The following is a 25706-nucleotide window of genomic DNA, read 5'->3' on the forward strand; positions in this document are numbered from 1 at the left end:
ATGCTTACTTAGCCTCCGTAACAACTGGCATTGCAATCCGCTTACGGAAGATCCAGTATGCCCAGATCGTGTAAGCAAGGACAAATGGCAATAAGCAGCATGTAGCAATTGTCATTACTGTCAATGTGTACTGAGTTGATGATGCATTCTGAATCAACAAGTCATACCGTGGGCTAATTGAACTGATTAGTACCCGTGGGAATAGACCGACAAACAGAAGAACGACCAATGCAACTAAAGTTAAACCACTAGCAATAAAGGCGGTTAATTCCTTTCCTTTAATAGCAGCTACTTGAGCAATGATGGTTAAGATAACCATTACGACTAACATTGTAATCGTTGCAACTGGGTGAACCTTCATGAAGTCGGTCATAAAGATTAGCATCAGTGCGAAGACAACTAAGCCAACATAAAGAACCCAGTAGAGGAACTGAGCAACATTGTTTGCCCGTTGACGAATATCCCCAGCAGTCTTTAATGCAATGTAGTTGAGCCCGTGAAGATATGTTAAAAGGGTTAAAGCAACCCCACCAACAACGGAGAACCAGTTAATGTAATCAAAGAAAGTAGCGTGGAAGTTACCATTAGCGTCAATTGGCATTCCTTGAATCATGCTGATAAACATAACACCCAGGAAGAATGGTGCCATAAAACTTCCGATACCGAGTGCCCAATCCCAAATCCGCTTTCGTGGCATTGGTGACTTTGCACGGAATTCAAAAGAAACCCCACGAATAATCAAGCCAACCAGAACTAACATCAAAATAATGTAGTAACCGCTAAATAAACTTGCGTACCAGTATGGGAAAGAGGCAAACATTGCCCCACCGGCAGTAATTAGCCAAACTTCATTTCCGTCCCAAACAGGTCCAATCGTCCGAACCATTTGATCACGTTCTGCTTCGTCATTACTTAACGTAACGGTTGCCATCCCAACACCGTAATCAAATCCATCAAGAAAGAAGAAGCCGGCAAAGAGGACACCAATCAAAATAAACCATAATAATTGGAGAAAACTCATTTAGAACGCCTCCTTATCAAATGGATCAAGAACCTTCTTGAACTTTGGCTCGATCGCCTGAGTTGGATCCTTCTTTAATTCGTGAACAATCAAGCCGATCAACGTAATTGCAAGAGCTGTGAACAATACAAAGTAAACAATGTTAGAAGTTAGCAGCGAAGCAACAGAAACGTTTGGCGAAACACTTTGTTGGATAGTAAAGAGTCCATAAACAGTCCATGGAACACGACCAAATTCTGTTACAAACCAACCAGCAGTATTACCAATAAATGGCAAGAAGGTGGTTAGTGCCAAAATCCAAAGTGCCCACTTATGCTTGTATAGGTATCCCGACTTCTTACGACTCATAATCAAGCCAACGAATGAAACTAGAATAATCCAAGCAGAAATTGCACACATAATCCGGAAACTATAGAATAGTGTATTTACTGGTGGATAATAATCAATATTCTTGCCATACTTCTTCTTGTATTGTGCATTCAGTTCATTCATCCCGGTAACGGCTCCGGTTGTCTTGTGATAAGACAAAATACTTAACATATCTGGAATATCAATGTTATTTTGAACCTTATGTTCTTTTGTGTTAGCGATTCCGACAACAGTCCATGGAGCATGTTCACCAGTTGTGGTGTAAACATCTTCAGTAGCAGCAAACTTCATTGGCTGTTCCTTAACAAGATATTGCATTTGCATATCACCAAGAACAAGACCAAAGATTGCAAAAATTAGTGACATCCACAAACTAAGGCGCATCGTCTTCTTGTAAATAGTTCGTGCTTCATTGGAAATTTCACGCTTCTTCAATAATTGAAATGCGGTTAATCCAGCAAAGATTACCCCACCCATCATAATTGCGTTCAAGATAACGTGACCAAATTCAAACCACAATTGAGGGTTTTTCAATAGAGCACCGAAATCAACCATTACTGCACGACCACCACGAATGGCGTAACCAACCGGGTGCTGCATAAATGAGTTTGCGGTAAGAATCCAAAGAGCAGAAGTAAGTGAACCAAAGCTGATCATCCAAATAAAGAAAGCATGGAGTCCTGGTTTTACCTTATCCCAAGTAAACACCCAGAGACCAATAAATGTAGATTCAATGAAGAATGATAGCAAAGCTTCCAAAGCTAATGGAGCACCAAAGATGTCCCCCATGAACCGTGAATAATCAGACCAGTTCATCCCAAACTGAAATTCTTGAATAATACCTGTAACAACACCAACAGCAAAGCTCAGCAGGAAAATATTTCCCCAAAACTTTGTCATCTTTTTATATGATTCATTCTTAGTATGAACATACATTGATTCCATAATTGCAACAATGAAGGCTGTTCCGATAGTAAATGGAACAAAGAAAAAGTGGTAGACAGTCGTCATTGCAAATTGAAACCGAGCAAGACTAAGAATACTCATAATAAAGGCCTCCCTCCGAAAAAGAAATAAACGTGAAACCGTTACCGTGTTTCATTCACCTTTAATCATAATACTGTTGATAAATAATTACAATTTTTATTCCAAATTATTTTAATCTTTTTTCAAATCTAATCGCTTGACTTAGCTGTATTTTTCATCTTATCAAATGATATGCAATTCATAAAAATAAAGAATTGAAATTTGAACTAGGCGACCTGTTCTTCTGCCTATTCTGTAAGGGTAGCTTAATTAGTCAATCGCTAATTTCAGGTATAACAAAACCCCATAATTAGATTTTTTCATCCAACTATGGGGCCTTACATTATAAATAATAATTTAAGCATCCTGAAGTGAAGCTAAACGATCCTTAGCAGCATCAAGTTTTTGTTGCCATTCTTTAGCCTTGGTTCGTTCTTCTTCCACAACTTTTTCTGGTGCGTTCTTAACAAAGTTCTCGTTACCTAACTTCTTCTCTGAACGCTGAACTTCTTTTTCTAAGTTAGCAATTTCTTTCTTCATCCGTGCCCGTTCTTCATCCAAGTCAACCAATTCCGCCATTGGAATGTCAACTTCTGCTCCGGTCAAAATCCCGGACAAGGCAAGCTTAGGTGTTTCAACGTCAGTTCCAATAATTAATTTTTCTGGATGACAGAAGCGGTCAATGTAATCCTTGTTTGCTTCAAACATCTCAGCAAGGTGATCATTTTCAACTTTGATGATCAGATCTACTGGCTTCGACATCGGAGCATTTGCTTGGTTCCGAATATTCCGAACTGCAGTAATCAATTCAATTAAGTGACTCATTTGTTCAGTTGCGGTATCATCATCAAATTCATCATGAGCAACTGGATATTTAGCAACCATAATTGACTTGCCATCATGTGGCATTGATTGCCAAAGCTTTTCTGTAACAAATGGCATGATCGGGTGCATTAACTTCAGAATTTGGTCTAAAACATAGCCAAGGATATTCTTCGTGTTAGCCTGTTCCTCGGCAGTCCCATTATTGAGCTTTTCCTTGGTCATTTCAATGTACCAGTCACAGAAGTCATTCCAAATGAAATTGTAAAGTGCTCGACCTGCTTCACCAAATTCAAACTTCTCAAACTGAGCATTAACTTGCTTAACAGTCGCGTTTAACCGACTTAAAATCCAACGATCTGCCAGATCCCACTTACTCTTCTCTGGAAGAACAGGAGCCGGCATGTCGCCAAGGTTCATAATAACGTAACGACTGGCATTCCAAATCTTGTTAATGAAGTTCCAGGCCGCATCCATCTTGGTATAGCTAAAACGAATATCCTTTCCAGGAGTTGAACCGGTAATTAAGAACCACCGTAAAGCATCGACACCATACTTTTTGATTACGTCCATTGGATCGATTCCGTTACCGAGAGACTTACTCATCTTCCGTCCCTGTTCATCACGAATTAGTCCGTGAAGAAGAACGTTTCTAAATGGTGCCTTACCAGTAAATTCAAGTGATTGGAAAATCATCCGGGAAACCCAGAAGAAGATGATATCGTAACCAGTTACCAAAGTGTTGGTTGGGAAGTAACGCTTGAAATCCGCAGAATCAGTGTCTGGCCAACCCATTGTCGAGAATGGCCAAAGAGCGCTTGAGAACCAGGTATCAAGAACATCCTTATCTTGTTCCCAATTCTCAGCATCTTTAGGTGCTTCCATCCCAACATAAACTTCGCCAGTCTTCTTGTTATACCAGGCTGGAATCCGGTGTCCCCACCATAGTTGACGAGAAATAACCCAATCATGAATGTTTTCCATCCATTGTGTAAAGGTATGTTCAAAACGTCCAGGAATAAAGTTAACGCGATCGTCAGTTTCCTGGTTCTTTAAGGCAGATTCTGCTAATGGCTTCATCTTAACAAACCATTGAGTCGAAAGCCGTGCTTCAACCTGAACCCCAGTCCGTTCTGAGTGACCAACTGAGTGAACAATTGGATCAACTTTAAGCATGTAGCCTTGATCTTCCAAATCCTTAACCATCGCTTTTCGAGCTTCAAACCGGTCCATTCCTTCGTATTTCCCGGCATTTTCGTTCATTGAAGCATCTTCATTCATGGTATTTAGTTCAGGAAGATTATGACGCTTACCAACCTTGAAGTCGTTTGGATCGTGTGCTGGAGTAATCTTTACCATCCCAGTACCAAAGTCAGGAGTTACATAATCATCCGCAATGATTTCAATCTCCCGGTCAACTAACGGAACACGCACATGCTTACCAACTAAGTCCTTGTACCGTTCATCATGCGGGTTAACGGCAACTGCTTCATCACCAAACATCGTTTCCGGACGAGTAGTAGCAATTTCAATGTAATCCTTACCGTTAAACTTAGTTCCATCAGTAAATGGGTATTTAACGTGATAGAATGCCCCTTTATCGTCTTTGTGGATCACTTCAATATCTGACAATGCGGTCCGTGCTTGTGGATCCCAGTTAATAATGTAAGTTCCTCGGTAAATCAATCCCTTATTGTAAAGATCAACAAAGACTTTCCGAACAGCCTCGTTCAGCCCTTTATCAAGGGTAAACCGTTCCCGATCATAGTCAACGGAAATCCCCATTTTGGCCCACTGCTTATGAATAATGTCAGCATATTCATCTTTCCAGTCCCAAACTTGTTGAACAAATTTTTCGCGACCTAAATCGTAACGTGAAATTCCTTGTTTGCGTAGCCGTGCTTCAACCTTTGCCTGAGTAGCGATTCCGGCATGATCCATCCCCGGAAGCCAAAGAACATCGTATCCCTGCATCCGCTTTTGACGAATAATCATATCCTGTAATGTTGTATCCCATGCGTGACCCAAATGAAGCTTCCCGGTAACATTTGGTGGTGGAATAACAATTGAATATGGATGTGCCTTTTTATCTCCACTAGGCTTAAATAAGCCTTGATCAATCCACCATTGATAACGACCAGCTTCGACAGCTGTTGGGTCATACTTAGTGGACATATCTTTTTCAGTACTCATTATGAGTCCTCCTCTAAGTAGTTAATTAACAAGTATTTTACGTTGAAAAAATAAAAAAACTCGCCCTAGCATATAGGACGAGTTCCGCGGTACCACCTATTTTAGACTATCTAGTTATAGTCTCACTCATTCATTTTATAACGGTAAAATGAACCGTTCTAACCTACTATTATTTCAGTTAGAGTGCTACCAAACTACTTTCAATAACTATTTTCTAGGAATATCCCATCAACTATTCCCTTTCTGCAAAGAAAATAGCTACCTACTCTTTTGATCAACGCATTTACTATTTGTTTGTAATAATAGCCAATTTAAAAACGATCGTCAAGCAGAAGTTTAAAGAAGTTCTGCAAAAACGTCCTCATTCTGGTTTAAGAAATCCTCGCCAGAATGAATTTCAGTAATTTCAATCCCGTCTAACGCCCGTTTGATTAAGCCGTCAATATCCAAACGTTCTTCGTATTTCCGTGTTTTTTCAAGATCAGGTTTAGTCTTTGGCGAAGGTGGTGTGAAGACGGTACAGCAATCTTCATATGGCAAAATCGAAAGATCGTAAGTGTCAATTTTCTTCGCTACATCAATAATTTCGGTCTTGTCATAGGAAAGAACCGGTCGCAATACTGGAAGGCTAGTAACATCATTAATTACTAACATACTTTCCATCGTTTGCGATGCCACTTGTCCTAAAGATTCACCATTAAAGATTGCTAAGCCATGACGTTTCATCGTTAGCGCGGCAGCTAATCGCAGCATCATCCGTCGCTGAACAGTCATTAGATAGCCTTCAGGGACCTTTTCCTTGACGGTTTCCTGAATTTCAGCAAATGGTACCTGAATAAACTTAATACTCCCACTATACTTCGCAAGCTTTTCTGTCAATTGCTTTGCCTTAGCAAGGGCTTGAGGACTGGTATACGGCGGGCTGAAGAAGTGAACCATTTCCATGGAAACGCCCCGCTTCATCCCCAGATAAGCAGCAACCGGCGAATCAATTCCACCTGAAAGCATCATCATCCCTTTACCAGCGGTGCCGACGGGGAGACCACCAGCGCCCTTAATGGTTTCACTTGAAAGAAAGATTCCATTTAAACGAATTTCCACCCGAAGTGTTAAGTCTGGATGGTGAACATCGACCTTCAAGAGATCTGGAAACTTCTTCAAAAGGTAACCACCCAGCTGATCATTCATTTCAAAGGTATCAATTGGAAATTTATGATCGGAACGACGGGTATTAATTTTAAATGTAATTGGAGACTTAACCTGTTCACGAATCATTTGTTCAGCAGCCTTAGCAGTTGCTTCAAAACTTTTCTCAACCCTAACTGATGGCGAGAAATTTTGAATTCCAAAAACATCCTGCAATCGTTCCATTACTTGATTGTAATTAGCCCCATTTAATTCGACGTGAAGACGATCCCGCTGAGCATGAACTTTAACCTGTTCAAAGCGATGAAGCGCCTTCCGCACATTAGTACCAAGGCGGTCAATGAAGTTTTTCTTGTTATGGCCCTTGGTTGATAATTCACCATACCGAACCATAATCTCAGTATAATCCACTAGTATCGCTCCCTCCTATTCAATAATTTTCTTAAATCCTGCATAGAGCTTATCAAAGGTTTTATTAAACTGATCTGCTTCTTCCAGCGTATTCTGATCACCTAAACTAATCCGGACCGCACTCGTTGCTTCGTTTTCTGGAACTTTCATTGCGGCTAGTGTTCCTGCTTCAGCATGTTTCTTTGATGAGCAAGCACTAGTCGTTGAAATGTAAATTCCTTGATCCTCAAACGCGTGAACAATTGTTTCACCACGAACACCAACAATTGCAAAGCAAAGGATGTGCGGGGCAAATCCCTGATCACGTCCCGAAAAGATCTTAACGTGGTCAAACTGCTTAATGTGATCATAGATTCGTTCCTTAATGGCTTGCTCACGCTTGACAGCATCAGCCTCGCCCTCTTTAACTAACCGAATTGCCCGGGCCATTGCAACGTCACCAGGAGTATTTTCAGTTCCGCTCCGTAATCCTCGTTCCTGACCACCACCAGCTACTAGCGGTGCTAACTTTCGACCAGCCTTAACATAAACAAAGCCGGTTCCTCGAGGGGCATGAAACTTATGTCCAGAGAATGTAGCAAAGTCAACCCGATCACTAAAAACAGCGTCATCAATTCCCTTGCCAATTGCTTGAACCGCATCAACATGAAAATGGATATTTGGATAATCCTTTAATATTTCACCAACTTCTTTAATCGGTTGGATTGTCCCAATTTCATTATTCACTGCCATAATTGAAACCAAAATTGTGTCTGGACGAATAGCAGCTTTTAAATCTGCTGGATTAATTCGTCCTTCCTTATCAACGGGAAGATAAGTCACATCAAAACCAAGTTCCTTTAGCTGTTCCGTTGGGTTACGAACAGCGGCATGTTCAACTGAAGTCGTAATAATGTGCTTACCAAAGCGTTGTTTTGCCATCGCAGTTCCTTTAACTACCCAGTTATCTCCTTCAGAACCACCACTGGTAAAAATTATTTCGCCTGGATTAACGTGAAATAAGTTAGCAATTTGTTGTCGTGCTTGTTCCAACAGGTTCCAAGCTTCTTCACCAAAATTATGAAGGCTGCTTGGGTTACCCCAAATTTTTTGGCTAACCGTATTATAGGTTTGGAGAACTTCAGGTGCTACCTGAGTTGTCGCACTATTATCAAAATAGATCATGCTTATTTTCCTTTCATCAAACAAAGCTTGATTATAAATATTATTAATGCGCTAAAAATTGGATAGATGTTTTGGTTGCGACGCCAATAAACCAGTTTTTTATTATAGCAGATAATAATTAAGAGGGTGAGAAAAACATCTGCTTTTTCTTACCCTCTTAATTATTGTTACTTTTCATTATAGTAGCTATCTTCAATCCGCTTATAACTACCAGGTTCAGCCTCTTCCAGAGCCGTTGCGATTGTTTCCAAACTTGTTGTGTAATTAAACTTATTAAACTCTTCCTGGGACTTTGCCGCTGCAGCAGCGATTTTCGGATCATCACTAAAGCGATTAGCATATTGTTGAAGTCGCTCGGTTAACTCAACACTATCACGAATATCATTAGTCTTTTCGCCTAGAGTTTCTAAGTCTGATTCAACAATGATAAGTTGTTTAGTAACTTCATCCATATTAACTTTGTATTTTTGCAGTTCATCCGCCAACCGCTTAATTTCATCACTAACCCCAAAGAAGTAGTTTAGATAATCCTTTGGCAATCCCGGCAAGTTCAGCTGCTCAACTTGTCGCCGCGTTGTCCGCAGTTTTGTTGAGTACTTTTGCAGCATCTGTTCAGCCCGTTGCTGATCGCCTTGCAGCTTAGCAACCTCATCATTAATCTCTGCCTGCTGCTTTTCGATTTCAGTTAAGGAACGTTCATTTTTATTTTGCCGTGCAAGAACTTGACTATAAATTGCACGATGATCATTGATCGCAGCTTGGTCGTCCTTATATTCCTTCTCAATATTAATAATCTGTTCATTTAATGAACGCGCGGTTTCAATTTCGTGGTTATTCAACGTGTAATTAACGCTTAGCCGCTCAAGTTCATTACTCAACTCGTTATTTTGGATTGCAGCATGGTTAATAAACTTCCCTAAGACTTTCATCAGATGTTCAACTTGTGGTCGAGCATCAATTTCACTTTGCATTGTTGCATATAAATCATCAATCTGATCAGCAATGTCTTTAATCGAATCCTCAACCCCATCAAGCTGAAGGCTATTAATCTGTTTGAGATCTTCTTGGCATAACTGCCGAAGCTGATTAACCTTTTCAGGAATGTTATCCATAGTAAAACGATAATTTTGCTTAGTTAGCTGTTTATAGCCGCTTGCTAATTCATTTAACTGAGTAGGAAATTCAGCAATCAATGGTTTATAAAGCTTAGGAACTTGTTCAATCAAGTCTGCTAACTTTTGATTGTTCTGCTTTAAATCAGTTAATACTTGTTGTGCAGCATCAAAGTCTCCCGTCTGACTTAGCTTAGAAAACTGATCATATTCATGTTCAAGCTCATCAAGACGATCATTAAGCATTTTAATGCTATCACCATATTCAAAACTCTTTTCATCAAGGACGTGATGAAAATGACGATAACGTTGCTTGATCTGATCAATTGCTCGCTTATGAGACTGATGTAGCTCTTCTAAATGCTGAAGTGAAGAGTTTATCTGTAAACACTGATCATTTAATTGCTGAACTGCTAGTTCCAAATCACTCAACCGCTTAGAAAGAGAGAGTGCCTTAATTGTATGAACTAGTGATTTAATTGTCTCTAACTCGTCCACTAGTTTCTTTTCTTGAGGAACAACCTTATCTTGATAGTTCTTTTTAAGCTTCTCTAATTGCTCCTGAGAATCACCAGTTGTTTTCAATTGCTCAACTTTTTTAAAATGTTGAGCAATTTTCATTTCTTGTAACTGCTTAACTTGCGCATTAATCTGCTCATACTGACGAATTAACCGTTTTTGGTAGTAATATAATGCCGCCAAGATAATTGCAAGAACAATTAAAATTCCAATTATTATTTGAAAAACCAATTTATCCACCTACATTTTTAAGCCGTCATTGACAAATTATATCTATCGGCTCTAAAATTCTATGAAAATTATACCATAATGGGCTACCATTACTGGAGTCAATTTAATACTTAGAAGAAAGAAGGAACAATTATGACGGAATTATCCCTACTAAATGAACAGCTTTCCGCACTGTTAACTAACGAACATTCAGCAATTGCTAACTTAGCAAACGCAAGTGCATTAATTAATGAAAGCATAGATAATCTAAATTGGGCTGGCTTTTATCTTTACAACTCTAAAAATAATCAGCTTGATCTTGGACCATTTCAAGGTAAGGTTGCTTGCATGCATATTGAACTCGGCAAGGGAGTGTGTGGGGTCGCTGCCTCAACTAAAAGAACCCAAATTGTAGATGATGTTTCTAAGTTTTCTTCATATATTGCCTGTGATAGTGCTGCTAAGTCAGAACTTGTTGTCCCAATGTTAAAGCAGGATGGCTCACTCTATGGTGTCCTTGATTTAGATGCGCCAATCCTCAATCGGTTTAATCAGTCATTTGCTAACGAAATGGAAGAATTTGCTAGTCGGCTCATGGTGACTATTGACGAATAAGGAAGAATTGTTGTATATTATTCTTTGTGTAAAATAATGCAGCAGTGAGGGGCAAGCTCGTCAACAGACTGGTGCCATAAGGTGTTTTTAGTAACCCAGCTGCAAGGGTGAACAATTCAGATCAGCCTGCACGAATGTCAATCTCACATCGGATTATTTTACTCCAACAAAAATATTGGAGGATTTTATTTATGTCACGTTATACAGGTCCTAGCTGGCGTCTTTCACGCCGCTTAGGTGTTTCACTTTCTGGTACTGGTAAGGAATTAGCTCGTCGGGCTTACGCTCCTGGTGATCATGGTCGTGATCGTCATGGCAAGCTTTCTGAATACGGTACTCAACTTCGTGAAAAGCAAAAGCTTCGTTTCATGTACGGAATGACTGAACGTCAATTCTCAAACCTTTTCGTACGTGCCGGTAAGATTAAGGAAGGTACTCACGGTGCCAACTTTATGGCCTTACTTGAACGTCGTCTTGACAACATGGTTTACCGTCTTGGTTTGGCTACTACTCGTCGTCAAGCTCGTCAATTGGTTAACCATGGTCACATTACCGTTGATGGTAAGCGTGTTGACATTCCTTCATACGAAGTTAGTGTTGGTCAAGTTATCGCTGTTCGTGATAAGTCAAAGAACCTTGATGTTATCAAGAACGCTGTTGAAGCAGTTGTTTCTCGTCCATCATACGTTGACTTCGATGCTGACAAGCTTGAAGGTAAGTTAAACCGGATCCCTGCCCGTGAAGACATGGATGCTGATATCGACGAATCACTTATCGTTGAATTCTACAACAAGTAATCTTTAAGATTGCTAAGTTCAAAAAGAGAGTCGGAATTTCCGGCTCTCTTTTTGTTTAAACTATCCTCTTTTCTAGTTACGAAAAGGATACTTCCTGGTGAACTATCGATTGATACTAAAGATCTGAATCTACCGATTGTTTTATTTGATTAAATATTAAAAATATTATATATTCATAACTGTAAATAGTAATTATTATTTATATTTGATTAACGTAAGTGGATTATCAATATAATCTGTTATTTTCGCCTAGAAGCCGCTGCTTTTTCCATCCTTCTACCGTTCAGATTATATTGAACTAATTAAAATACTCATGTTCTAAAATTACTTCACGATCTTGTAGGTTACCTTCAGATACTAAAATGGCAGGTTCCTGCTTAACTGCTTTTTAAGGTCCTCAAGTTAATTAAAGGACAACTAATTATTTATTATGCTGATTTTGGAGTGTGTCGTGTCCAGCAGTTTATTGATGATCTAAAACGTGGTATTCAAAATTAAACAATCTAAATTAATTGAACATAAGAATAATACATTAAGAAATTAGAGATTATCTCACTAGTGAAAAAGTACATTGAATCTGGTACTATTTCAATTTAACCTACTTTCCCTTCCCACAATTATTAAGTACAGGTTCATGACTACTAATCTTTAAATCGAAGGCCGCAAGTTTGACGACGTCAAACTTGCGGCCTTCATTTTGTTATTAACTCATTTTTTATGCTTCTGAAGTTCAAAATAAAACTTTTCAGTTGTAGAAAGATCTGCGCGAAACTGATATCCACCAACAGAAAACTCTTTTAGCTCATTCGCCCTAGTTGCGCCAGTTTCTGCTAAAAAGCGAACCATATTTCCCCGAGCCATTTTTGCCAAGGTCGCTTTTTGCTTAATCTTACCGTTAACTTCTTCACCAAAGATGCAGGTTATCATTCGATCTTGCGACTGTAAGAACGGTTTAATTGCCTTTGAATATTCGTTCGAAGCAAGGTTAATCACTAATTGATTATCTCGAAATAGCTCCTGGTATAAACGGTCACCCCAAAATTCATATAAATTCTTAGTATGATTAACCGTTGCTCGATCACCCATTCCCAGACGGTATTGAGAAATTCCATCAAACGGTTTAAGAATTCCATAGAACCCTGATAAAATTCGTAAATGTTCTTGAAGATAATCTAACTGACGATCGGTCATTACTCCTGCACCAATGTACTGATATTGAAGTCCCTGAAAGGCTAAGACCGCTGGCGTAAGATTATCAGTGAGGTTCATTTCTTTAACGCGTCGATAATTAGTTTGCGCAAGCTGCTCACTACAATTCCACCATAACTGGTGTAATTGCTTAAATGTTAATTTCTTTAACCACTTCAATATTTCCTGGCTCTGTTCCAAGTATTGAGGTAAGGCGTCATACGGTAAAGAATCAGGATCGCTTTTCATTCTTCGTGCTGGTGAAATAATAATTTTCATTATCTGCCTCCTTCTAATCAAAATAACTGAAAATTTTTTTATTTGCAATTTTTGTTTTTAAAATCACTTATATGTTAACCGGTTAACATATAATTTAATAAATTTATTTATAAAGGACTAATATGTCGTAATTGCACTATTGACAACCCTTTCAGAAGGTTGTAAATTTATTTTCCGTAATAAGCGTGAATATTTTCACGATTGTAAGTTTACAGATCAAAGGAGCATAATTATGAACGATGATATTCCGACACAAGGACAAGTACAGCAGCGGACGATTTCTCTGGCCGCTAGTTGGGCTTTCTTTGCTTTCTCAATTGTAATCAACTCAATGGGGAACGTTCTGACTCTAGTAACTAGTTCACACATTCATCCCCAATTTCTTGGTTCAGCATATTGGACAGCTGCCGAAAATAACCTTGGGATTGCTGTTCTTGGAAACAAGCCGACTACTCTTTTCTGGGCATTTATGGTACTAGGAATGTTAACTTCCGTCCTTAATGCTATTTTGATGCATAAATGGGATTGGCGACGGATCAGTGGTAACTTTATCTTCATGTTGCCATTCTCACTGTTTATCCAATGGTTTTCAAATATTTTCAATCGGATTATGCCTGATGCAACCACCCTACCAATGATTATTCTTTACGTATTCATTAACTTTTTGGGGGTTGCCTTTATCGGGACAGCCATTTCAATCTATCAACGGGCCAACTTAGTTCTGCACCCAGCCGATGACCTTTTCCAAATTATCCGTTTCCGTTACTGCAAGGGAAATGCAACGGTTGCGATGTGGTTATCATACATTCCACCGACAATCATGGCAATCATTGCCGCTGTTATGCAAGGTGGAATCTACAACTTTGGTCTGGGAACCTTGTTTGCCCTTGCTTTCCAAGGAGCAATTACTGGCTGGGCCGATGAGAAGATTTTCCCTAAACTAAAGCACCAAGCTCTCGATATTGGTAATTAATTACTGATTAGACTGAGAAAAACGAATTGTTTTTCTCAGTCTTTTACTATTACTAGTAATTTCCAAAATTACCGAGTCTAATCGCGCAAATCAAGCTTCGTCCTTCAGTTAATGCTCTTCTCTACCACCGGCTAGCCATTATTGGTATAATAGTTAAATACATCATCAACGGGAGGTTAAGCCATGGCAGAAGATAAATCAGCAATGGAACAACGGATTGATAACGCGATTTATGGTCCACCAAAAATCAAACCAGACGAACAACGAAAATATCTTGGTACTTTTCGTGAACGGGTCTGCCTCACAATTAGTGTTGCCGAGCTACAAGAACGGAACTGGTCATTTGCCGTCTCTAAAGAATTACAGCGAGGGATTGGTACCCAAGTTTTTCTTAATGGTAACCTTCCCCATGCTGAGTTACGCGATTACATTAAAAGCGCTACTGCTGCTAATGCTAACTTTACATTAAAAACCGAACCAGAATTTCGAACTGAACCAGATTCATTAGCTGTTGTTGTAGCTGCTAAAACAGCGGTTTATCAGTCACCAGTAGATGTCAAAAAGAGATATCCTAACCTCCAAGCTCGACCATTGACAAACCAGGAACCGATAAAAAAGCATTTTTGGCAAAAATTATTTAAAAGGAAGGACGAATAGCTTTGCAACCGTTGGCATATCGAATGCGACCACGAAATCTTAGTGAGGTCGTTGGCCAGCAACACCTCGTTGGCCCTAATAAAATTATTTCCCGAATGGTCAAAGCAAAAATGTTGTCATCACTAATTCTTTATGGGCCGCCTGGCACTGGAAAAACAAGTATTGCTAGCGCAATTGCTGGTTCAACCAAGTATGCATTCCGTAAACTAAACGCGGCAACGGATACAAAGAAAGACCTCCAAGTAGTCGCTGAAGAAGCAAAAATGAGCGGAACAGTAATCCTCTTGCTTGATGAAATTCATCGTTTAGATAAAGGTAAACAGGATTTCTTACTTCCTCATTTAGAGAGTGGTCGAATTATCCTTATTGGGGCTACAACTGAAAATCCTTATATTAGTATTAATCCGGCAATTCGAAGTCGAACCCAAATTTTCCCGGTACATCCCTTAAGTATTGATGAGATGAAAGTCGCGGTTAATCGCGCCCTCACTGATTCAGAACGTGGGTTAGGTAAAATACCAATTAAATTAGATCCCGCTGCCGAAGAACAACTATTAACCGCAACAAATGGTGACTTACGAAGTGCTCTAAACGGCCTCGAATTAGCAGCTAAGTCAACTGATCCAGATAAGGACGGAATAATCCACCTAACCCTCCCAGTAATCGAAGAAAGCGTACAAAAGAAAGCAATTGCTAGTGATCGAGATGGGGATGCTCACTATGATGTGATTTCCGCATTTCAAAAGTCAATCCGCGGTTCTGATACCGACGCCGCTCTCCACTATCTTGCCAGACTCATTGAAGCTGGGGACCTAATTAGCATTTGTCGGCGACTAGTTGTTATTGCTTATGAGGATATTGGTCTCGCTAACATGCCAGCTGTCCAGCGAGCCGTTACCGCTGTTCAAGCTGCCCAACAAATTGGCTTCCCTGAAGCACGAATTCCCTTAGCTGACGTTGTAATTGAACTTTGTCTTTCACCAAAATCAAATTCGGGAATTAGTGCCATCGACAGTGCGTTAGAACAAGTCCGGGCTGGCGGAACTGGCGAAGTCCCTGATCACTTGAAAGATGCTCATTATAAAGGTGCTAGTAAACTTGGTCATGGTAATCACTACCTTTTCCCTCATGATTACCCTCAAGATTGGGTTGCCCAACAATACCTTCCAAAAAGAATTCAAAACGCCCAATACTTCCACCCGAAGAAGAATGGACGCTTTGAACAAGCACTTGGCAATCAATATTGGCAACTTAAAAATGCCCAAAAGAATGGGCTTCGTCAGCATTCACAACGCCCTTAATTAATTGCTAATTCAAGTAGATCATGCTAATATAAATGGTGAAAATTCTGTGGTGTACGCGTTGTCTAAACGCAGGTTTGCCTTACAGTCTTATAAAATTGGGACTAGTGCTTCGTTAGTTGGCCAGTATGCCTTTTCACTTGGTAACTGAATAGCTAACAGTCGTGTCCCACCTGTCTTAAACACAGGTCAACACTGAATGACAATTAACGGCACTAACGGAGTTTTCGTACATAATTGTCAACTGGGCGTCAATGTTCGTGAAAGGGAACGTTGACGCCCATTGATATCTTATTAAAAATACGAGGTTTATCTATGCTATTATCAATTTTAATGACGCTTTTTGGCTTAATTGCAGCGTTTGAAGGTTGTTTCTTTCTTACCCATCTCCACAAGCCATTTCTAATCTTTCATCCTGACCGGCAAGCTCCCCTCTCCAAAGCGTTAATTGTCTGGGGGATCCTGCTATTAATCATCGGTGTTTTAGCGATGATCGCAGCCTGGACTGACTCAATTCTCTTTATCGTTACAATGGTCGTTATCGGTTGCGTTGGTGAGACTTTAATGGCTTATTCATTAATGGGCTATTTTCAGGCAGAACAACGAAAAAACTAGACGCTTGAGTCTTTACTGTCATTTTTGTTTCAGTGTATAATAGAGGTAAATAATTAAGGAGGCACCACAATATGGCTCAACAATACAAACATATTTTGGTTCCAGTTGACGGTTCTGAAGAAGCTGAATTAGCTTTTAAGAAGGCTGTTGCTGTTGCTAAGCGGAACGGTGAAGAAACAGAATTACGGTTATTACACGTTGTTGATACCCGGGCATTCCAAAACATCTCCAGTTTCGATAGTTCAATGGTTGAACAAGTTACTGAGACCGCAAAGAAGACTCTTGATAAGTATATTGATTATGCTAAAGACAAGGGCGTTAAGAATGTCAACTACTCAATTGAATATGGTGCACCTAAGACAATTATTGCCCGGGATGTGCCAAAGGAAATGAACGCCGACCTAATTATGATCGGTGCTACAGGGTTAAATGCTGTTGAACGGATCCTAATTGGTTCTGTTACCGAATATGTTACCCGGACAGCGATCTGTGATGTATTAGTTGTTCGGACCGACTTGGATAACAAGCCAATTGAAGTTGACAAAAAGAAAAAGAAGTAACTCTAATTAAAACTAACAGGAACTCCGTAATTATTAATACTAGTTATGGGGTTTTTAGTTTATAGCTAAAGATAGGAGCATTGATATATTTTCTGGTATTGACGAGAAATCAATACCAGTTTTTTACATAAAAAGTGTAACTTCCAGATATCCCAAAATAATTTACACCTATATCTTCTTGGAATTGAAGACCAGAATATTAAAGTTCTTAATATTAAATCTATTCTTAAACCTAACAAACAGATCAAATTAATCCAGGCTACGTTATCTTATCCGATTATCCGATGATACACTGTAAAAAAACAGTCATTCATACATGCTACCAAGTATGAATTTCCAACGGCCTCCTAGAAGGAATTAACTGTAAAATTAAAACACTCAAACGAACCTGTACGAGTTTACCAATCAAGAATTTTTCTTTTTAAGAATTGATTATCTATTTACATAAAAATGCCACCCACATTTCTGTGAGTGGCATCAATATCCGTCAATACTAGTTGACAGATACTCTTTTTTAATTCAATTTTTCTAATTCAGCAGCAATTTCATCCTTAACGAAGGATTCACGACGCGCTACGCTAATACTTCGGGCAATTTCCAAAGTTTCCTTTGCCTGTTTATCGTCACCCAATGCTAGTTCATCTTTTCCTCGAATAAGGTATAATTCGTCCAAAATGAAAAGTGAATCATGCTCACGACAAAGTTCAATTCCACGTTCAACAATGTCTTTTGAATCCTTATAGTTACCTAAGTTACTATAAAGTTCACCAAGTTGGCAGTAAATTGATGCCCATTGGCGTAAGCTCCCGATCAATTTCTTATTATCAATCAATCGTACTGCCCGATCAGTTAACCTTGCTGCCCGTTCTGGATCATCACGTTTATAGTATGCCAACGCCATTCCCGCAGTAGTCATTGCAAGGTAGATGTTAGCACTTGTTGTCGCAAACTGGGTTAACACCAATTCAAAGTTGAAGATTGCTTCATCAATCTTATTAGAGTTAACCTGAACCATTCCTAATAGGTAATAGTACCGTTGCTTATCAAAATCACTCTCCAGCTTCTTTACTGGAATCTTATTTAATGCTTCTGTAGCGGTTTCAAATTTACCCGCAACCAAATCATTTACAATTGTATTAAATTGGTCATTAATGCCGCTTCCACTATTCTCCACAATTCGTTCTGTGGGAATATTTAGCCGTTCACAAATTGCAGTCAGAATATTCATTTTGGGCAACCGGTTCTGTTTTTCCATTAAACTAATCGTTGCCTGGGTACAGATACCTTCTGCTAATGCTGTCTGTGATAACCCTCTTTTGCGGCGAATTTTCTTTAAGACGTCTCCTCGGAGTTTCATTTTCTTCCCTTCCTCAACTTATTAATAATATGACTAAAATTATTAGAAAGATCAAATGATCTACAAACCATAGTTGAAAATATCCTTATGCATTATAGCACTAATCATGGCTTTATGCGAAGAAATCTGGAACAAAAAAGACTGGTAAGACTTATTTTGACCAGTCTTTATTTTCTTATTCTTTTTTCATAAATTAAATAGACATTTTAAATAAAAATGAATATAAAGTGAATGCTCTAATCTTCATTGTATTTTTTAGTGCCGACTTTTTCTTCACCGAGTTTACGGAAATCATACTTAATCTTACTATTCCGATCAAATTCTTCTAACCCAAGTTGGATTAAGCGGTCAATCAAATCGGAATAACCGATTCCTGAAACTTCCCACATTTGTGGATACAAACTAATATTAGTGAATCCTGGTAAGGTATTTGGTTCACCAAGGTATGGTACATTATTTGAATCAACCAAGAAATCAATCCGTGCCATTCCCTTCATGCCGAGAACCTTGTACGCTTTTAAAGCCATTGAAGTAATTTCTTCAGTTAAGTATTCTGGTAACTTTACTGGTAATTCAAAAACAACCCCACTAGCATCCACAAATTTATTTTCATAGTTGTAGAAAGAATCGCCTTCAGGAACACGAACAGCACCAAGCTTAGAAGCAACTGGATGCTCATTCCCAAGAATCGAGATTTCAACTTCTTGTGGATGATCAATTCCTTGTTCTACAAGAATCTTGTAGTCATATTTAAAGGCATCATCTAACGCCTTTTCGTACTCTTCAGCGTTTGTTACCTTATGGATTCCAACAGAAGATCCTTGCTTGGCTGGTTTTACGAATGCCAAGTCGCCAATCTTTTCCTCAACCTTAGCCCATGGATAATCTGCCCGGTTTTCAGGTGTAACCACTACGTAAGGAGTATTTCGAATCCCAGCTTCTGTAAGGATCTTCTTTGTTAAATCTTTATCGAATGCCATCGCACTAGCCGCAATATTAGAACCAACATATGGTTTCTTCAGGAGCTTAAAAAGTCCCTGAACGGTCCCATCTTCTCCAAGGTTACCATGAATTACCGGGAAGAAGAGATCAACAGCCTTCATCTCGTTTAATGCCATAATTGGTGCTAACGGTTGATTCAGATCCATCTTTTGGTATTCTTCTTGAACAACTTGATCTTCATCATCACCATTAAAGATTCGCTGTGATGCACTATTACCGAGAAGAACCCCATCCTTGGTGAACATAAATAAGCTAACATTATACTTATCTTTATCAAGGGCATCATAGATATTATGCGCCGAACGTTTTGAAACATCATGTTCAGATGAATTGCCACCAAACAGCAATGCGATGTTTAACTTTTTAGTCATTGCGTGTACCACCTTATTTAGTTTAATTTTATTTATTACCGTTTTCCTAGAATCTTTAGTATATCATGAATTAGTTCAGCTTACTAGATTTGAGCACGAATGACTTAAATTAACATCCCCCGTACTTTGCGTTATAATAAAAAACACTTTTTCGCATTTTGCAAGTTTAAATCAAAGGAGTTATCGTATGGCAGAAAAGAGAATCCCAATTTGGCAACGAAACTTACGTGTTCTTGCAATTGCCGTCTTTATTGCCGGAATTGCCTTTTCCGAAGTAATGCCATTCTTGCCACTCTATATTAACACCCTGGGACATTTTTCCCACCAACAATTAAATATGTGGGCTGGATTAGTTTTTTCAGGAATTTATTTTGTCTCTGCTTTTGTTTCTCCTTGGTGGGGAAAATTAGCAGATCAAAAAGGACGAAAACTAATGATCCTTCGTGCATCCCTCGGCATGGCAATCGTCTTAGCAGCAATGGGACTTGTCACTAATGTTTGGCAATTGTTTATACTCCGAATGACTCAAGGTTTCTTTGCCGGCTTCGTTTCTAACTCCAATGCCCTAATCGCAACAGAAACGCCAAAAGAAAAATCAGGTCAGGCACTGGGAACCATGGCTTCCTCATTTACGGCCGGCAATCTTCTCGGTCCCTTTATCGGTGGCGCCCTTGCTTCGTTATTTAGTTACCGGGTTACTTTTTTTATTACTGGTCTTTTACTTCTGATTGCTTTCTTCTTAGCCCTCTTTTTTGTTCATGAAGACGATTTTCAACCGATAACCAATAAGAAGCTTGGAAGCTCACGTGGCGTGATTGCTGCACTTAAGAATCCACGATTGATCTTTGGTCTTCTCCTCACTACCCTAATCATTCAAGCAGCCAATAATTCGATTAACCCGATTGTCTCCCTCTACGTTAACCAGCTAATGCATCACCAGGGAAACGTTGTCTTCGTTTCTGGAGTAATTGCAGCCCTCCCTGGAATTGCCACTTTTCTTGCTGCTTCACGGTTTGGTGCAATTGGTGACCGTGTTGGTACCCAAAAAGTTATCATCGCTGGCTTTGTTGGCGCAATTATTCTCTTCTTTCTGACTGCCTTTGTCCAAAACTCGTTTGAACTTGGTATTCTTCGCTTTCTGGTTGGCTTTACGGATGCCTGTCTTTTTCCTCAAGTGCAAACCCTTCTTACCAAGAACACTTCTTCCATGATCACTGGACGAATCTTTTCCTGGAACCAAAGTGCAATGTACATCGGGAATATTTTTGGCCCATTACTTGGATCTACCATTGCTGGAGTTTCAAGTTATAATATGGTATTTATCATTACGGCTGTAATTGTTACTCTTAACCTCCTCCTCTTCAAATTCAATGTTGTTAATTCACTGGATTAAAATTTAAAATATTAATAGCTCCAAGCTTTCGGTAAAGCCGAATTCTTGGAGCTATTTATTTATATTGAAACGATTATTCTTTTAGTGATTAACCTTTATTTACCATTAGGGTAAACCGCAACGACACCACCGTTGTAGTGCTTATTAATCCATTGTTGAGTTGACTTAGATTGAAGAGCCTTAACCAACTTCTTAATTGCTGGATTATTCTTGTTCTTCTTTTGCACTGCAATTAAGTTAGCGTAAGGTGAAGTGTTCTTTTCAAGAGCGATTGAATCCTTCTTTGGATTTAGTCCTGCTTGAACAGCATAGTTGGCATTGATAACAACTGCGTCACCTTCACCACGCTTGTAGAATTGGGTCATGAGTTTTGGTTCAAGGTCTGTCTTGAACTTCAAATTCTTCTTGTTAGTTTGGATATCATTGAAATTAGCTGATTCAATCTTGGTTCCTGGCTTCAATGTAATTAAACCAGCATCCTTTAAGATTTGCAGAACCCGACCATAGTCCGCAACGTTATTTGAAACCAGAATCGTTGCCCCATCAGGCAAATCAGATAACTTCTTGTACTTCTTAGAGTAGAAGCCAATTGGTTCCAAGTGAACATTTCCGACACTAATCAAGGTTCCATGATTCTTCTTGTTCCAGTTATCCAAGAATGGCTTGTGTTGGAAGTAGTTAGCATCCAAGTCACCACTTGCTAGCTCCTTGTTTGGCAATACATAATCTTGGAATGTCTTAATTTGAAGGTTAACCCCTTCCTTTTTTAATTGGGGTTGAACATGCTTCAAAATTTCAGCGTGAGGAGTTGAAGAAGCCCCCACAGTCAAAGTTGTTTCCTTTTGCTTTCCGCATCCGGTAAGGACTAATGCCCCTAATGCTAATGTTGCAATTGCTGCTAACCATTTTTTCTTCATAAGTATTCCCTCCGTTTTCTAATTAACGCTTATCAATTTGCTTAACAACTGTGTCACCCAAGAATTGGAAGACAAAAACAATTATGACAATAATAATCGTGGCCATCATTGTAACGGCATTGTTGCTTGCCTGGAAACCATCTAAGTAAGCAAGGTTCCCTAAACCACCGGCACCAATTGCTCCGGCCATTGCAGTGTAACCAATCAATGAAATGGTAGTAACCGTAATTCCCGAAACTAAGGCTGGCGAACTTTCTGGAATTAAAACCTTAGTAACAATCTGCCACCGAGTAGCTCCCATCGCTTTAGCAGCCTCGATAACACCATGATCCAAATCATCAAAGGCAATTTGAACTAATCGGGCATAGAATGGTGCGGCTGAGATAATCAGTGACGGTAGGGCAGCCCGTGGTCCCATAATCGTTCCAACAAGTGCTTGAGTTGCTGGGAGCAACAGAACGATCAAAATAATGAATGGAATTGACCGGAAGATATTTACCAGCGCTGCAACTACCCAGTTAACAATCTTGGCAACAATTGAGTTACTATTCTGGGTTTCAAACAAAATCAATCCAAGAATAATCCCCAAAATTGCTACCGCAACCATAGAGACAACCGTCATCCAAATGGTCTCCCAAGTTGCTTGACCCATCTTTGTCCAATCAACATTATTAAATTCAAAGAATGAAGCAAATCCACTATTGTTCACGGTTAATCACCTCTGTTTCTACTCTCATTGTCTTCAGATAATCTAAGGCGCCCTTAATTTGATCCTGGTTGTCGTTATCAACAGTTAATTGAATATACAATGAACCAATTGATCCTTCTTGTGTTTGGTGAATATTCCCTTCAATAATACTCATATTTGTTTCGGGGAATTGGCGTAACATTTCAGAAACGATTGGCAATTTTGCCTGGTCACCGTGGAAGGTTAATTTAACAATTACCCCATCAGGATGGGATTCCAATAATTGCTTAACGACAACTTGGGTATCATCGGCAGAACCAGTAGATGTTTCTTGGTTAACAAACCGTTTCGTAATTGCTTGTTGTGGGTGCTTAAAGACATCCAAAACCGGGCCTTCTTCAACAATCGTTCCAGCATCCAGTACCGCAACATGATCACAAATCTTCCGAATAACATGCATTTCGTGAGTAATTACAACAATTGTTAATCCTAAACGACGATTAATATCAACAAGAAGATCCAAAACCTCATCCGTGGTCTTTGGATCCAAAGCACTTGTCGCTTCATCAGACAACAAAATCTTAGGATCATTAGCAAGGGCGCGGGCAATCCCAACCCGTTGTTTTTGCCCACCAGATAATTCTGAAGGATAGGCATTTTCTTTTCCTTGAAGACCGACCAGTTTAATTAGTTCTTCCGCTTTTTGCTGGCGTTCTGCCTTATTTCCCTTTTTAGAAATTTCTAACGGAAATTCAACATTTTCCTGAACGGTTCGTGACCACAACAAATCGAAGTGTTGGAAAATCATGCCAATTTTTAATCTGGCTTCCCGGAGAGCCTCTCCTTTTAGTTGACTAATTTCTTGACCATTAACGGTTACAGAACCAGTAGTTGGCGTTTCCAAACCATTAATCATTCGGATTAGAGTACTTTTCCCAGCACCTGAATAACCAACGATCCCATAAATTTTTCCATCAGGGATTGTCAGGTTAACGTCTTTAATTGCCTTTACCGGGCCTTCTTTACCGTCATATGTTTTTGAGACATCCTTAAACCGAATCAATTACTCTTCCTCCTTTTCAATAAAAAAGCCTTTCGTTCGTTCAATAAACAAATTATTAAACGGACGAAAGGCTTCGTGGTACCACCGCAGTTTATGATCACTTCACAATGATCACCTCAATAAGTGTCAGTAAACACTCACCTGCGATAATGGGCAGTAACCAATATTAGCTTATCATCAGACTCACTAACACACTTTAATCAAAGACCATCTTCGGTACCATCAACCAATTCTCTTTCACCAATCAAGAACTCTCTGAGTGATTAATTAGCATCTACTCATCTTTTCAAATAGTATTCTAATATTTCGATTGATATTATAATACTAAGTTCACTTTTTATTGTCAATACCTAATTCAAATTAATTTTAAAAATGAAAAAGGCTCGGTCTCCCTAAGCCTCTTACTATATAGCATTAGAATGTTATGCCTTAACTTCAACAATCCAATTATCATTTTTGTCACTTGAACCAAGTAATTCCGGTTGATCAATTACTTTTTGGTTTACCGCAACAATTTCACCGTCAATTGGACTATCGATATCAGTTACTGCCTTTTCAGCTTCAACAGCAACAAACTTGCCACCATTAGTTAATTTTGTTCCTACGGCAGGAACATCAATAAAACTAACTTGGCCAAGGTCATCACGACCGTTATCATTTAATCCTAAACGTGTATTACCGTTATCTTGTTTTTCTGTCCAAAAATAACTTTCAGTAGCCATCTTCAACTACACCCCATCTATCTAAATTCTTTGTTATTACTAAACATGTAAGAGTGATGGTGATATCTCATCGACATTACCATCCCGATTCCGATCAGGTTACCAATCAGGGACGAACCACCAGCACTAATAAATGGTAATGGGATACCAGTAAGTGGTAGCAATCCAATGTTCATTCCAATATTTTCAAAAACGTGGAATAAAATCATCATAATTACACCTGTTGAAATATATGCATAGAATTCATTCCTGGTATCAAAAGTTACCCGGATCATTAAATAGATTAATAACAGGTAGAGAAGAATCAGTAGGGCACTTCCTATAAAGCCAAAGTTCTCACCAATAACTGAGAAAACCATATCTGACTCACGAACGGGGACGTATACTTTAGAGTTATCAAAGCCAGTTCCGGTAATTCCTCCCGAACCCACTGCTTTGATACTTTGCCACAATTGATAGCCCTGGTTACTCGTATCTTGTTCCGGATGAAGCCAAGTATCAACTCGGTCAAACTGATACGCTTGAAAACCGATATGCTCTAAAATCGTTCGGCCAACAGAACTTGTTACCATTGCCAGTGCTGAGCCACCAACAACGATTAGTCCAATTGCGGTTGGCGCAATAATCCGCCAAGTAACTCCGGAAACTAGGATCATTCCACAAAAGATTGCAAAGAAAACCAGTCCTGTCCCAAAGTCATTTTGTAACTTTAATGAAATTAAAATTGGTAATAACCATAAAAACATTGTCCCAATTAATCGCCAATCAGACTTAACCGTATGAACATTATAATGGTTATTATGAGTTGTAATCACCCGGCCCATCATCAAAATATAAGCCGGCTTCATAATTTCTGATGGTTGGAAAGTGAATGGTCCAATTGCAAACCAACTCTTGGCCCCTGTGTTAGCATAATATGCTCGGCTATAAAATACTAGGATCGCAAACATTAAAAATATTCCAACCCAGTAAACAAGCGGGGCAACCTTCCACAGTTGTTCTGAGTCGAACTGCATGATTATGATTACCAGGATTGTCCCGACAATATACCAAACCAGTTGACTTACTACTTGACGCATCACACTAGTTGATCCACCAGTATCATGAACAGCCGCAACATAAATCGATGCTAAACCGATTAAAGCTAACAGTAAAACACAGAAAATGATTCCCCAGTCAATTCGACTCTCATCATCACTTTGAGAACGTTGCATT

The 25706-nt window shown here is 39.2% G+C and carries 22 protein-coding genes, 1 other RNA gene, 1 pseudogene and 2 other annotated features; of the genes and pseudogenes, 10 read left to right on the forward strand and 14 right to left on the reverse strand.

Annotated elements, in window-relative coordinates; genetic code table 11:
• Positions 1-4 precede the first annotated feature (4 nt).
• The 6 genes from cydB to ezrA all read right to left on the reverse strand — a co-directional run bounded on the left by cydB (position 5) and on the right by ezrA (position 10014).
• On the reverse strand, positions 5-1021 hold the full coding sequence (gene cydB / locus MR181_RS00305; RefSeq protein ID WP_191911739.1) for a cytochrome d ubiquinol oxidase subunit II: 1017 nt from the start codon (positions 1019-1021) through the stop codon (positions 5-7).
• Positions 1022-2437 carry a cytochrome ubiquinol oxidase subunit I gene (locus MR181_RS00310; protein ID WP_242333610.1) on the reverse strand — a complete coding sequence of 472 codons (1416 nt, stop codon included), beginning with the start codon at positions 2435-2437 and terminating at the stop codon, positions 1022-1024.
• Between the two features lie 336 nt (positions 2438-2773).
• Positions 2774-5431 carry a valine--tRNA ligase gene (locus MR181_RS00315; protein ID WP_277956473.1) on the reverse strand — a complete coding sequence of 886 codons (2658 nt, stop codon included), beginning with the start codon at positions 5429-5431 and terminating at the stop codon, positions 2774-2776.
• Positions 5432-5501: 70 nt separating this feature from the next.
• Positions 5502-5718 (reverse strand) — a binding site (T-box leader).
• Positions 5719-5767: 49 nt separating this feature from the next.
• Positions 5768-6988 (reverse strand): tRNA uracil 4-sulfurtransferase ThiI, encoded by a 1221-nt coding sequence (gene thiI / locus MR181_RS00320; RefSeq protein ID WP_242333613.1) that lies wholly within the window; start codon positions 6986-6988, stop codon positions 5768-5770.
• 15 nt (positions 6989-7003) lie between these two features.
• A complete protein-coding gene (locus MR181_RS00325) occupies positions 7004-8152 on the reverse strand; it encodes a cysteine desulfurase family protein (RefSeq protein ID WP_003717697.1) in 1149 nt (382 codons plus the stop codon).
• Between the two features lie 167 nt (positions 8153-8319).
• On the reverse strand, positions 8320-10014 hold the full coding sequence (ezrA, locus tag MR181_RS00330) for a septation ring formation regulator EzrA (RefSeq protein WP_283584635.1): 1695 nt from the start codon (positions 10012-10014) through the stop codon (positions 8320-8322).
• A gap of 132 nt (positions 10015-10146) precedes the next feature.
• Here ezrA and MR181_RS00335 point away from each other — a divergent pair, with 132 nt between their 5' ends.
• Both MR181_RS00335 and rpsD read left to right on the forward strand, forming a co-directional pair.
• Complete coding sequence (locus tag MR181_RS00335; RefSeq protein WP_242333619.1) at positions 10147-10608, forward strand: GAF domain-containing protein; 462 nt, start codon at positions 10147-10149, stop codon at positions 10606-10608.
• A 191-nt stretch (positions 10609-10799) separates the two neighbouring features.
• The gene (rpsD, locus tag MR181_RS00340; protein ID WP_191911745.1) at positions 10800-11405 is read left to right on the forward strand and encodes a 30S ribosomal protein S4; all 606 of its coding nucleotides are present in this window, start codon (positions 10800-10802) and stop codon (positions 11403-11405) included.
• A 708-nt stretch (positions 11406-12113) separates the two neighbouring features.
• Here the strand turns inward: rpsD and yaaA are convergent.
• The gene (yaaA, locus tag MR181_RS00345) at positions 12114-12872 is read right to left on the reverse strand and encodes a peroxide stress protein YaaA (protein WP_242333622.1); all 759 of its coding nucleotides are present in this window, start codon (positions 12870-12872) and stop codon (positions 12114-12116) included.
• 232 nt (positions 12873-13104) lie between these two features.
• On the opposite strand from yaaA, the gene MR181_RS00350 reads away from it, so the two are divergent.
• The 7 genes and pseudogenes from MR181_RS00350 to MR181_RS08820 form a co-directional block, all read left to right on the forward strand.
• The gene (locus tag MR181_RS00350) at positions 13105-13845 is read left to right on the forward strand and encodes a DUF6198 family protein (protein ID WP_369807493.1); all 741 of its coding nucleotides are present in this window, start codon (positions 13105-13107) and stop codon (positions 13843-13845) included.
• A gap of 183 nt (positions 13846-14028) precedes the next feature.
• Positions 14029-14502, forward strand: coding sequence for a YueI family protein (locus MR181_RS00355; RefSeq protein ID WP_242333625.1), 474 nt, complete (start codon positions 14029-14031; stop codon positions 14500-14502).
• A 23-nt stretch (positions 14503-14525) separates the two neighbouring features.
• Positions 14526-15803, forward strand: coding sequence for a replication-associated recombination protein A (locus tag MR181_RS00360; protein WP_242333969.1), 1278 nt, complete (start codon positions 14526-14528; stop codon positions 15801-15803).
• A 41-nt stretch (positions 15804-15844) separates the two neighbouring features.
• Positions 15845-16032: non-coding RNA, 6S RNA (ssrS, locus tag MR181_RS00365), on the forward strand.
• Between the two features lie 86 nt (positions 16033-16118).
• Positions 16119-16418, forward strand: coding sequence for a hypothetical protein (locus tag MR181_RS00370; RefSeq protein ID WP_191911748.1), 300 nt, complete (start codon positions 16119-16121; stop codon positions 16416-16418).
• Positions 16419-16489: 71 nt separating this feature from the next.
• A complete protein-coding gene (locus MR181_RS00375) occupies positions 16490-16978 on the forward strand; it encodes a universal stress protein (protein ID WP_102168078.1) in 489 nt (162 codons plus the stop codon).
• Positions 16979-17313: 335 nt separating this feature from the next.
• Positions 17314-17426: pseudogene (locus MR181_RS08820) on the forward strand (transposase); the annotation flags it as partial.
• 66 nt (positions 17427-17492) lie between these two features.
• Here the strand turns inward: MR181_RS08820 and MR181_RS00380 are convergent.
• Both MR181_RS00380 and MR181_RS00385 read right to left on the reverse strand, forming a co-directional pair.
• Entirely contained in the window at positions 17493-18335 is an 843-nt protein-coding gene (locus MR181_RS00380) for a helix-turn-helix domain-containing protein (RefSeq protein ID WP_191911749.1), read from the reverse strand.
• A 236-nt stretch (positions 18336-18571) separates the two neighbouring features.
• Positions 18572-19708, reverse strand: coding sequence for a D-alanine--D-alanine ligase family protein (locus MR181_RS00385; RefSeq protein ID WP_242333628.1), 1137 nt, complete (start codon positions 19706-19708; stop codon positions 18572-18574).
• 187 nt (positions 19709-19895) lie between these two features.
• On the opposite strand from MR181_RS00385, the gene MR181_RS00390 reads away from it, so the two are divergent.
• Entirely contained in the window at positions 19896-21101 is a 1206-nt protein-coding gene (locus MR181_RS00390) for an MFS transporter (protein WP_242333631.1), read from the forward strand.
• A 95-nt stretch (positions 21102-21196) separates the two neighbouring features.
• On the opposite strand, the gene MR181_RS00395 is transcribed toward MR181_RS00390, so the two are convergent.
• The 5 genes from MR181_RS00395 to MR181_RS00415 form a co-directional block, all read right to left on the reverse strand.
• Positions 21197-22018 (reverse strand): MetQ/NlpA family ABC transporter substrate-binding protein, encoded by an 822-nt coding sequence (locus tag MR181_RS00395; protein WP_102168074.1) that lies wholly within the window; start codon positions 22016-22018, stop codon positions 21197-21199.
• A 22-nt stretch (positions 22019-22040) separates the two neighbouring features.
• Positions 22041-22670, reverse strand: a complete 630-nt coding sequence (locus tag MR181_RS00400) for a methionine ABC transporter permease (RefSeq protein ID WP_242333972.1) — start codon at positions 22668-22670, stop codon at positions 22041-22043.
• Between the two features lie 46 nt (positions 22671-22716).
• Positions 22717-23769 carry a methionine ABC transporter ATP-binding protein gene (locus MR181_RS00405; protein WP_242333634.1) on the reverse strand — a complete coding sequence of 351 codons (1053 nt, stop codon included), beginning with the start codon at positions 23767-23769 and terminating at the stop codon, positions 22717-22719.
• A gap of 56 nt (positions 23770-23825) precedes the next feature.
• Positions 23826-24068 (reverse strand) — a binding site (T-box leader).
• A gap of 123 nt (positions 24069-24191) precedes the next feature.
• Positions 24192-24491, reverse strand: a complete 300-nt coding sequence (locus tag MR181_RS00410; RefSeq protein WP_191911753.1) for a glycine cleavage system H family protein — start codon at positions 24489-24491, stop codon at positions 24192-24194.
• A gap of 17 nt (positions 24492-24508) precedes the next feature.
• Entirely contained in the window at positions 24509-25705 is a 1197-nt protein-coding gene (locus MR181_RS00415) for an FtsW/RodA/SpoVE family cell cycle protein (protein ID WP_191911754.1), read from the reverse strand.
• Position 25706 lies beyond the last annotated feature (1 nt).

The sequence above is a fragment of the Limosilactobacillus urinaemulieris genome (assembly GCF_932750685.1).
Taxonomy (GTDB): Bacteria; Bacillota; Bacilli; order Lactobacillales; family Lactobacillaceae; genus Limosilactobacillus; species Limosilactobacillus urinaemulieris.

What these genes read in the sequence shown, in the direction of transcription:
- MR181_RS00325 (WP_003717697.1), bottom strand. Translation starts at nt 8,152, where the DNA reads ATGATCTATTTTGATAATAGTGCGACAACTCAGGTAGCACCTGAAGTT.
- MR181_RS00335 (WP_242333619.1), top strand. Translation starts at nt 10,147, where the DNA reads ATGACGGAATTATCCCTACTAAATGAACAGCTTTCCGCACTGTTAACT.
- MR181_RS00400 (WP_242333972.1), bottom strand. Translation starts at nt 22,670, where the DNA reads ATGGGTCAAGCAACTTGGGAGACCATTTGGATGACGGTTGTCTCTATG.
- cydB (WP_191911739.1), bottom strand. Translation starts at nt 1,021, where the DNA reads ATGAGTTTTCTCCAATTATTATGGTTTATTTTGATTGGTGTCCTCTTT.
- MR181_RS00375 (WP_102168078.1), top strand. Translation starts at nt 16,490, where the DNA reads ATGGCTCAACAATACAAACATATTTTGGTTCCAGTTGACGGTTCTGAA.
- MR181_RS00350 (WP_369807493.1), top strand. Translation starts at nt 13,105, where the DNA reads ATGAACGATGATATTCCGACACAAGGACAAGTACAGCAGCGGACGATT.
- MR181_RS00370 (WP_191911748.1), top strand. Translation starts at nt 16,119, where the DNA reads ATGCTATTATCAATTTTAATGACGCTTTTTGGCTTAATTGCAGCGTTT.
- MR181_RS00380 (WP_191911749.1), bottom strand. Translation starts at nt 18,335, where the DNA reads ATGAAACTCCGAGGAGACGTCTTAAAGAAAATTCGCCGCAAAAGAGGG.
- MR181_RS00310 (WP_242333610.1), bottom strand. Translation starts at nt 2,437, where the DNA reads ATGAGTATTCTTAGTCTTGCTCGGTTTCAATTTGCAATGACGACTGTC.
- yaaA (WP_242333622.1), bottom strand. Translation starts at nt 12,872, where the DNA reads ATGAAAATTATTATTTCACCAGCACGAAGAATGAAAAGCGATCCTGAT.
- MR181_RS00415 (WP_191911754.1), bottom strand. Translation starts at nt 25,705, where the DNA reads ATGCAACGTTCTCAAAGTGATGATGAGAGTCGAATTGACTGGGGAATC.
- MR181_RS00390 (WP_242333631.1), top strand. Translation starts at nt 19,896, where the DNA reads ATGGCAGAAAAGAGAATCCCAATTTGGCAACGAAACTTACGTGTTCTT.
- MR181_RS00360 (WP_242333969.1), top strand. Translation starts at nt 14,526, where the DNA reads ATGCGACCACGAAATCTTAGTGAGGTCGTTGGCCAGCAACACCTCGTT.
- MR181_RS00315 (WP_277956473.1), bottom strand. Translation starts at nt 5,431, where the DNA reads ATGAGTACTGAAAAAGATATGTCCACTAAGTATGACCCAACAGCTGTC.
- MR181_RS00410 (WP_191911753.1), bottom strand. Translation starts at nt 24,491, where the DNA reads ATGGCTACTGAAAGTTATTTTTGGACAGAAAAACAAGATAACGGTAAT.
- MR181_RS00395 (WP_102168074.1), bottom strand. Translation starts at nt 22,018, where the DNA reads ATGAAGAAAAAATGGTTAGCAGCAATTGCAACATTAGCATTAGGGGCA.
- rpsD (WP_191911745.1), top strand. Translation starts at nt 10,800, where the DNA reads ATGTCACGTTATACAGGTCCTAGCTGGCGTCTTTCACGCCGCTTAGGT.
- MR181_RS00385 (WP_242333628.1), bottom strand. Translation starts at nt 19,708, where the DNA reads ATGACTAAAAAGTTAAACATCGCATTGCTGTTTGGTGGCAATTCATCT.
- MR181_RS00355 (WP_242333625.1), top strand. Translation starts at nt 14,029, where the DNA reads ATGGCAGAAGATAAATCAGCAATGGAACAACGGATTGATAACGCGATT.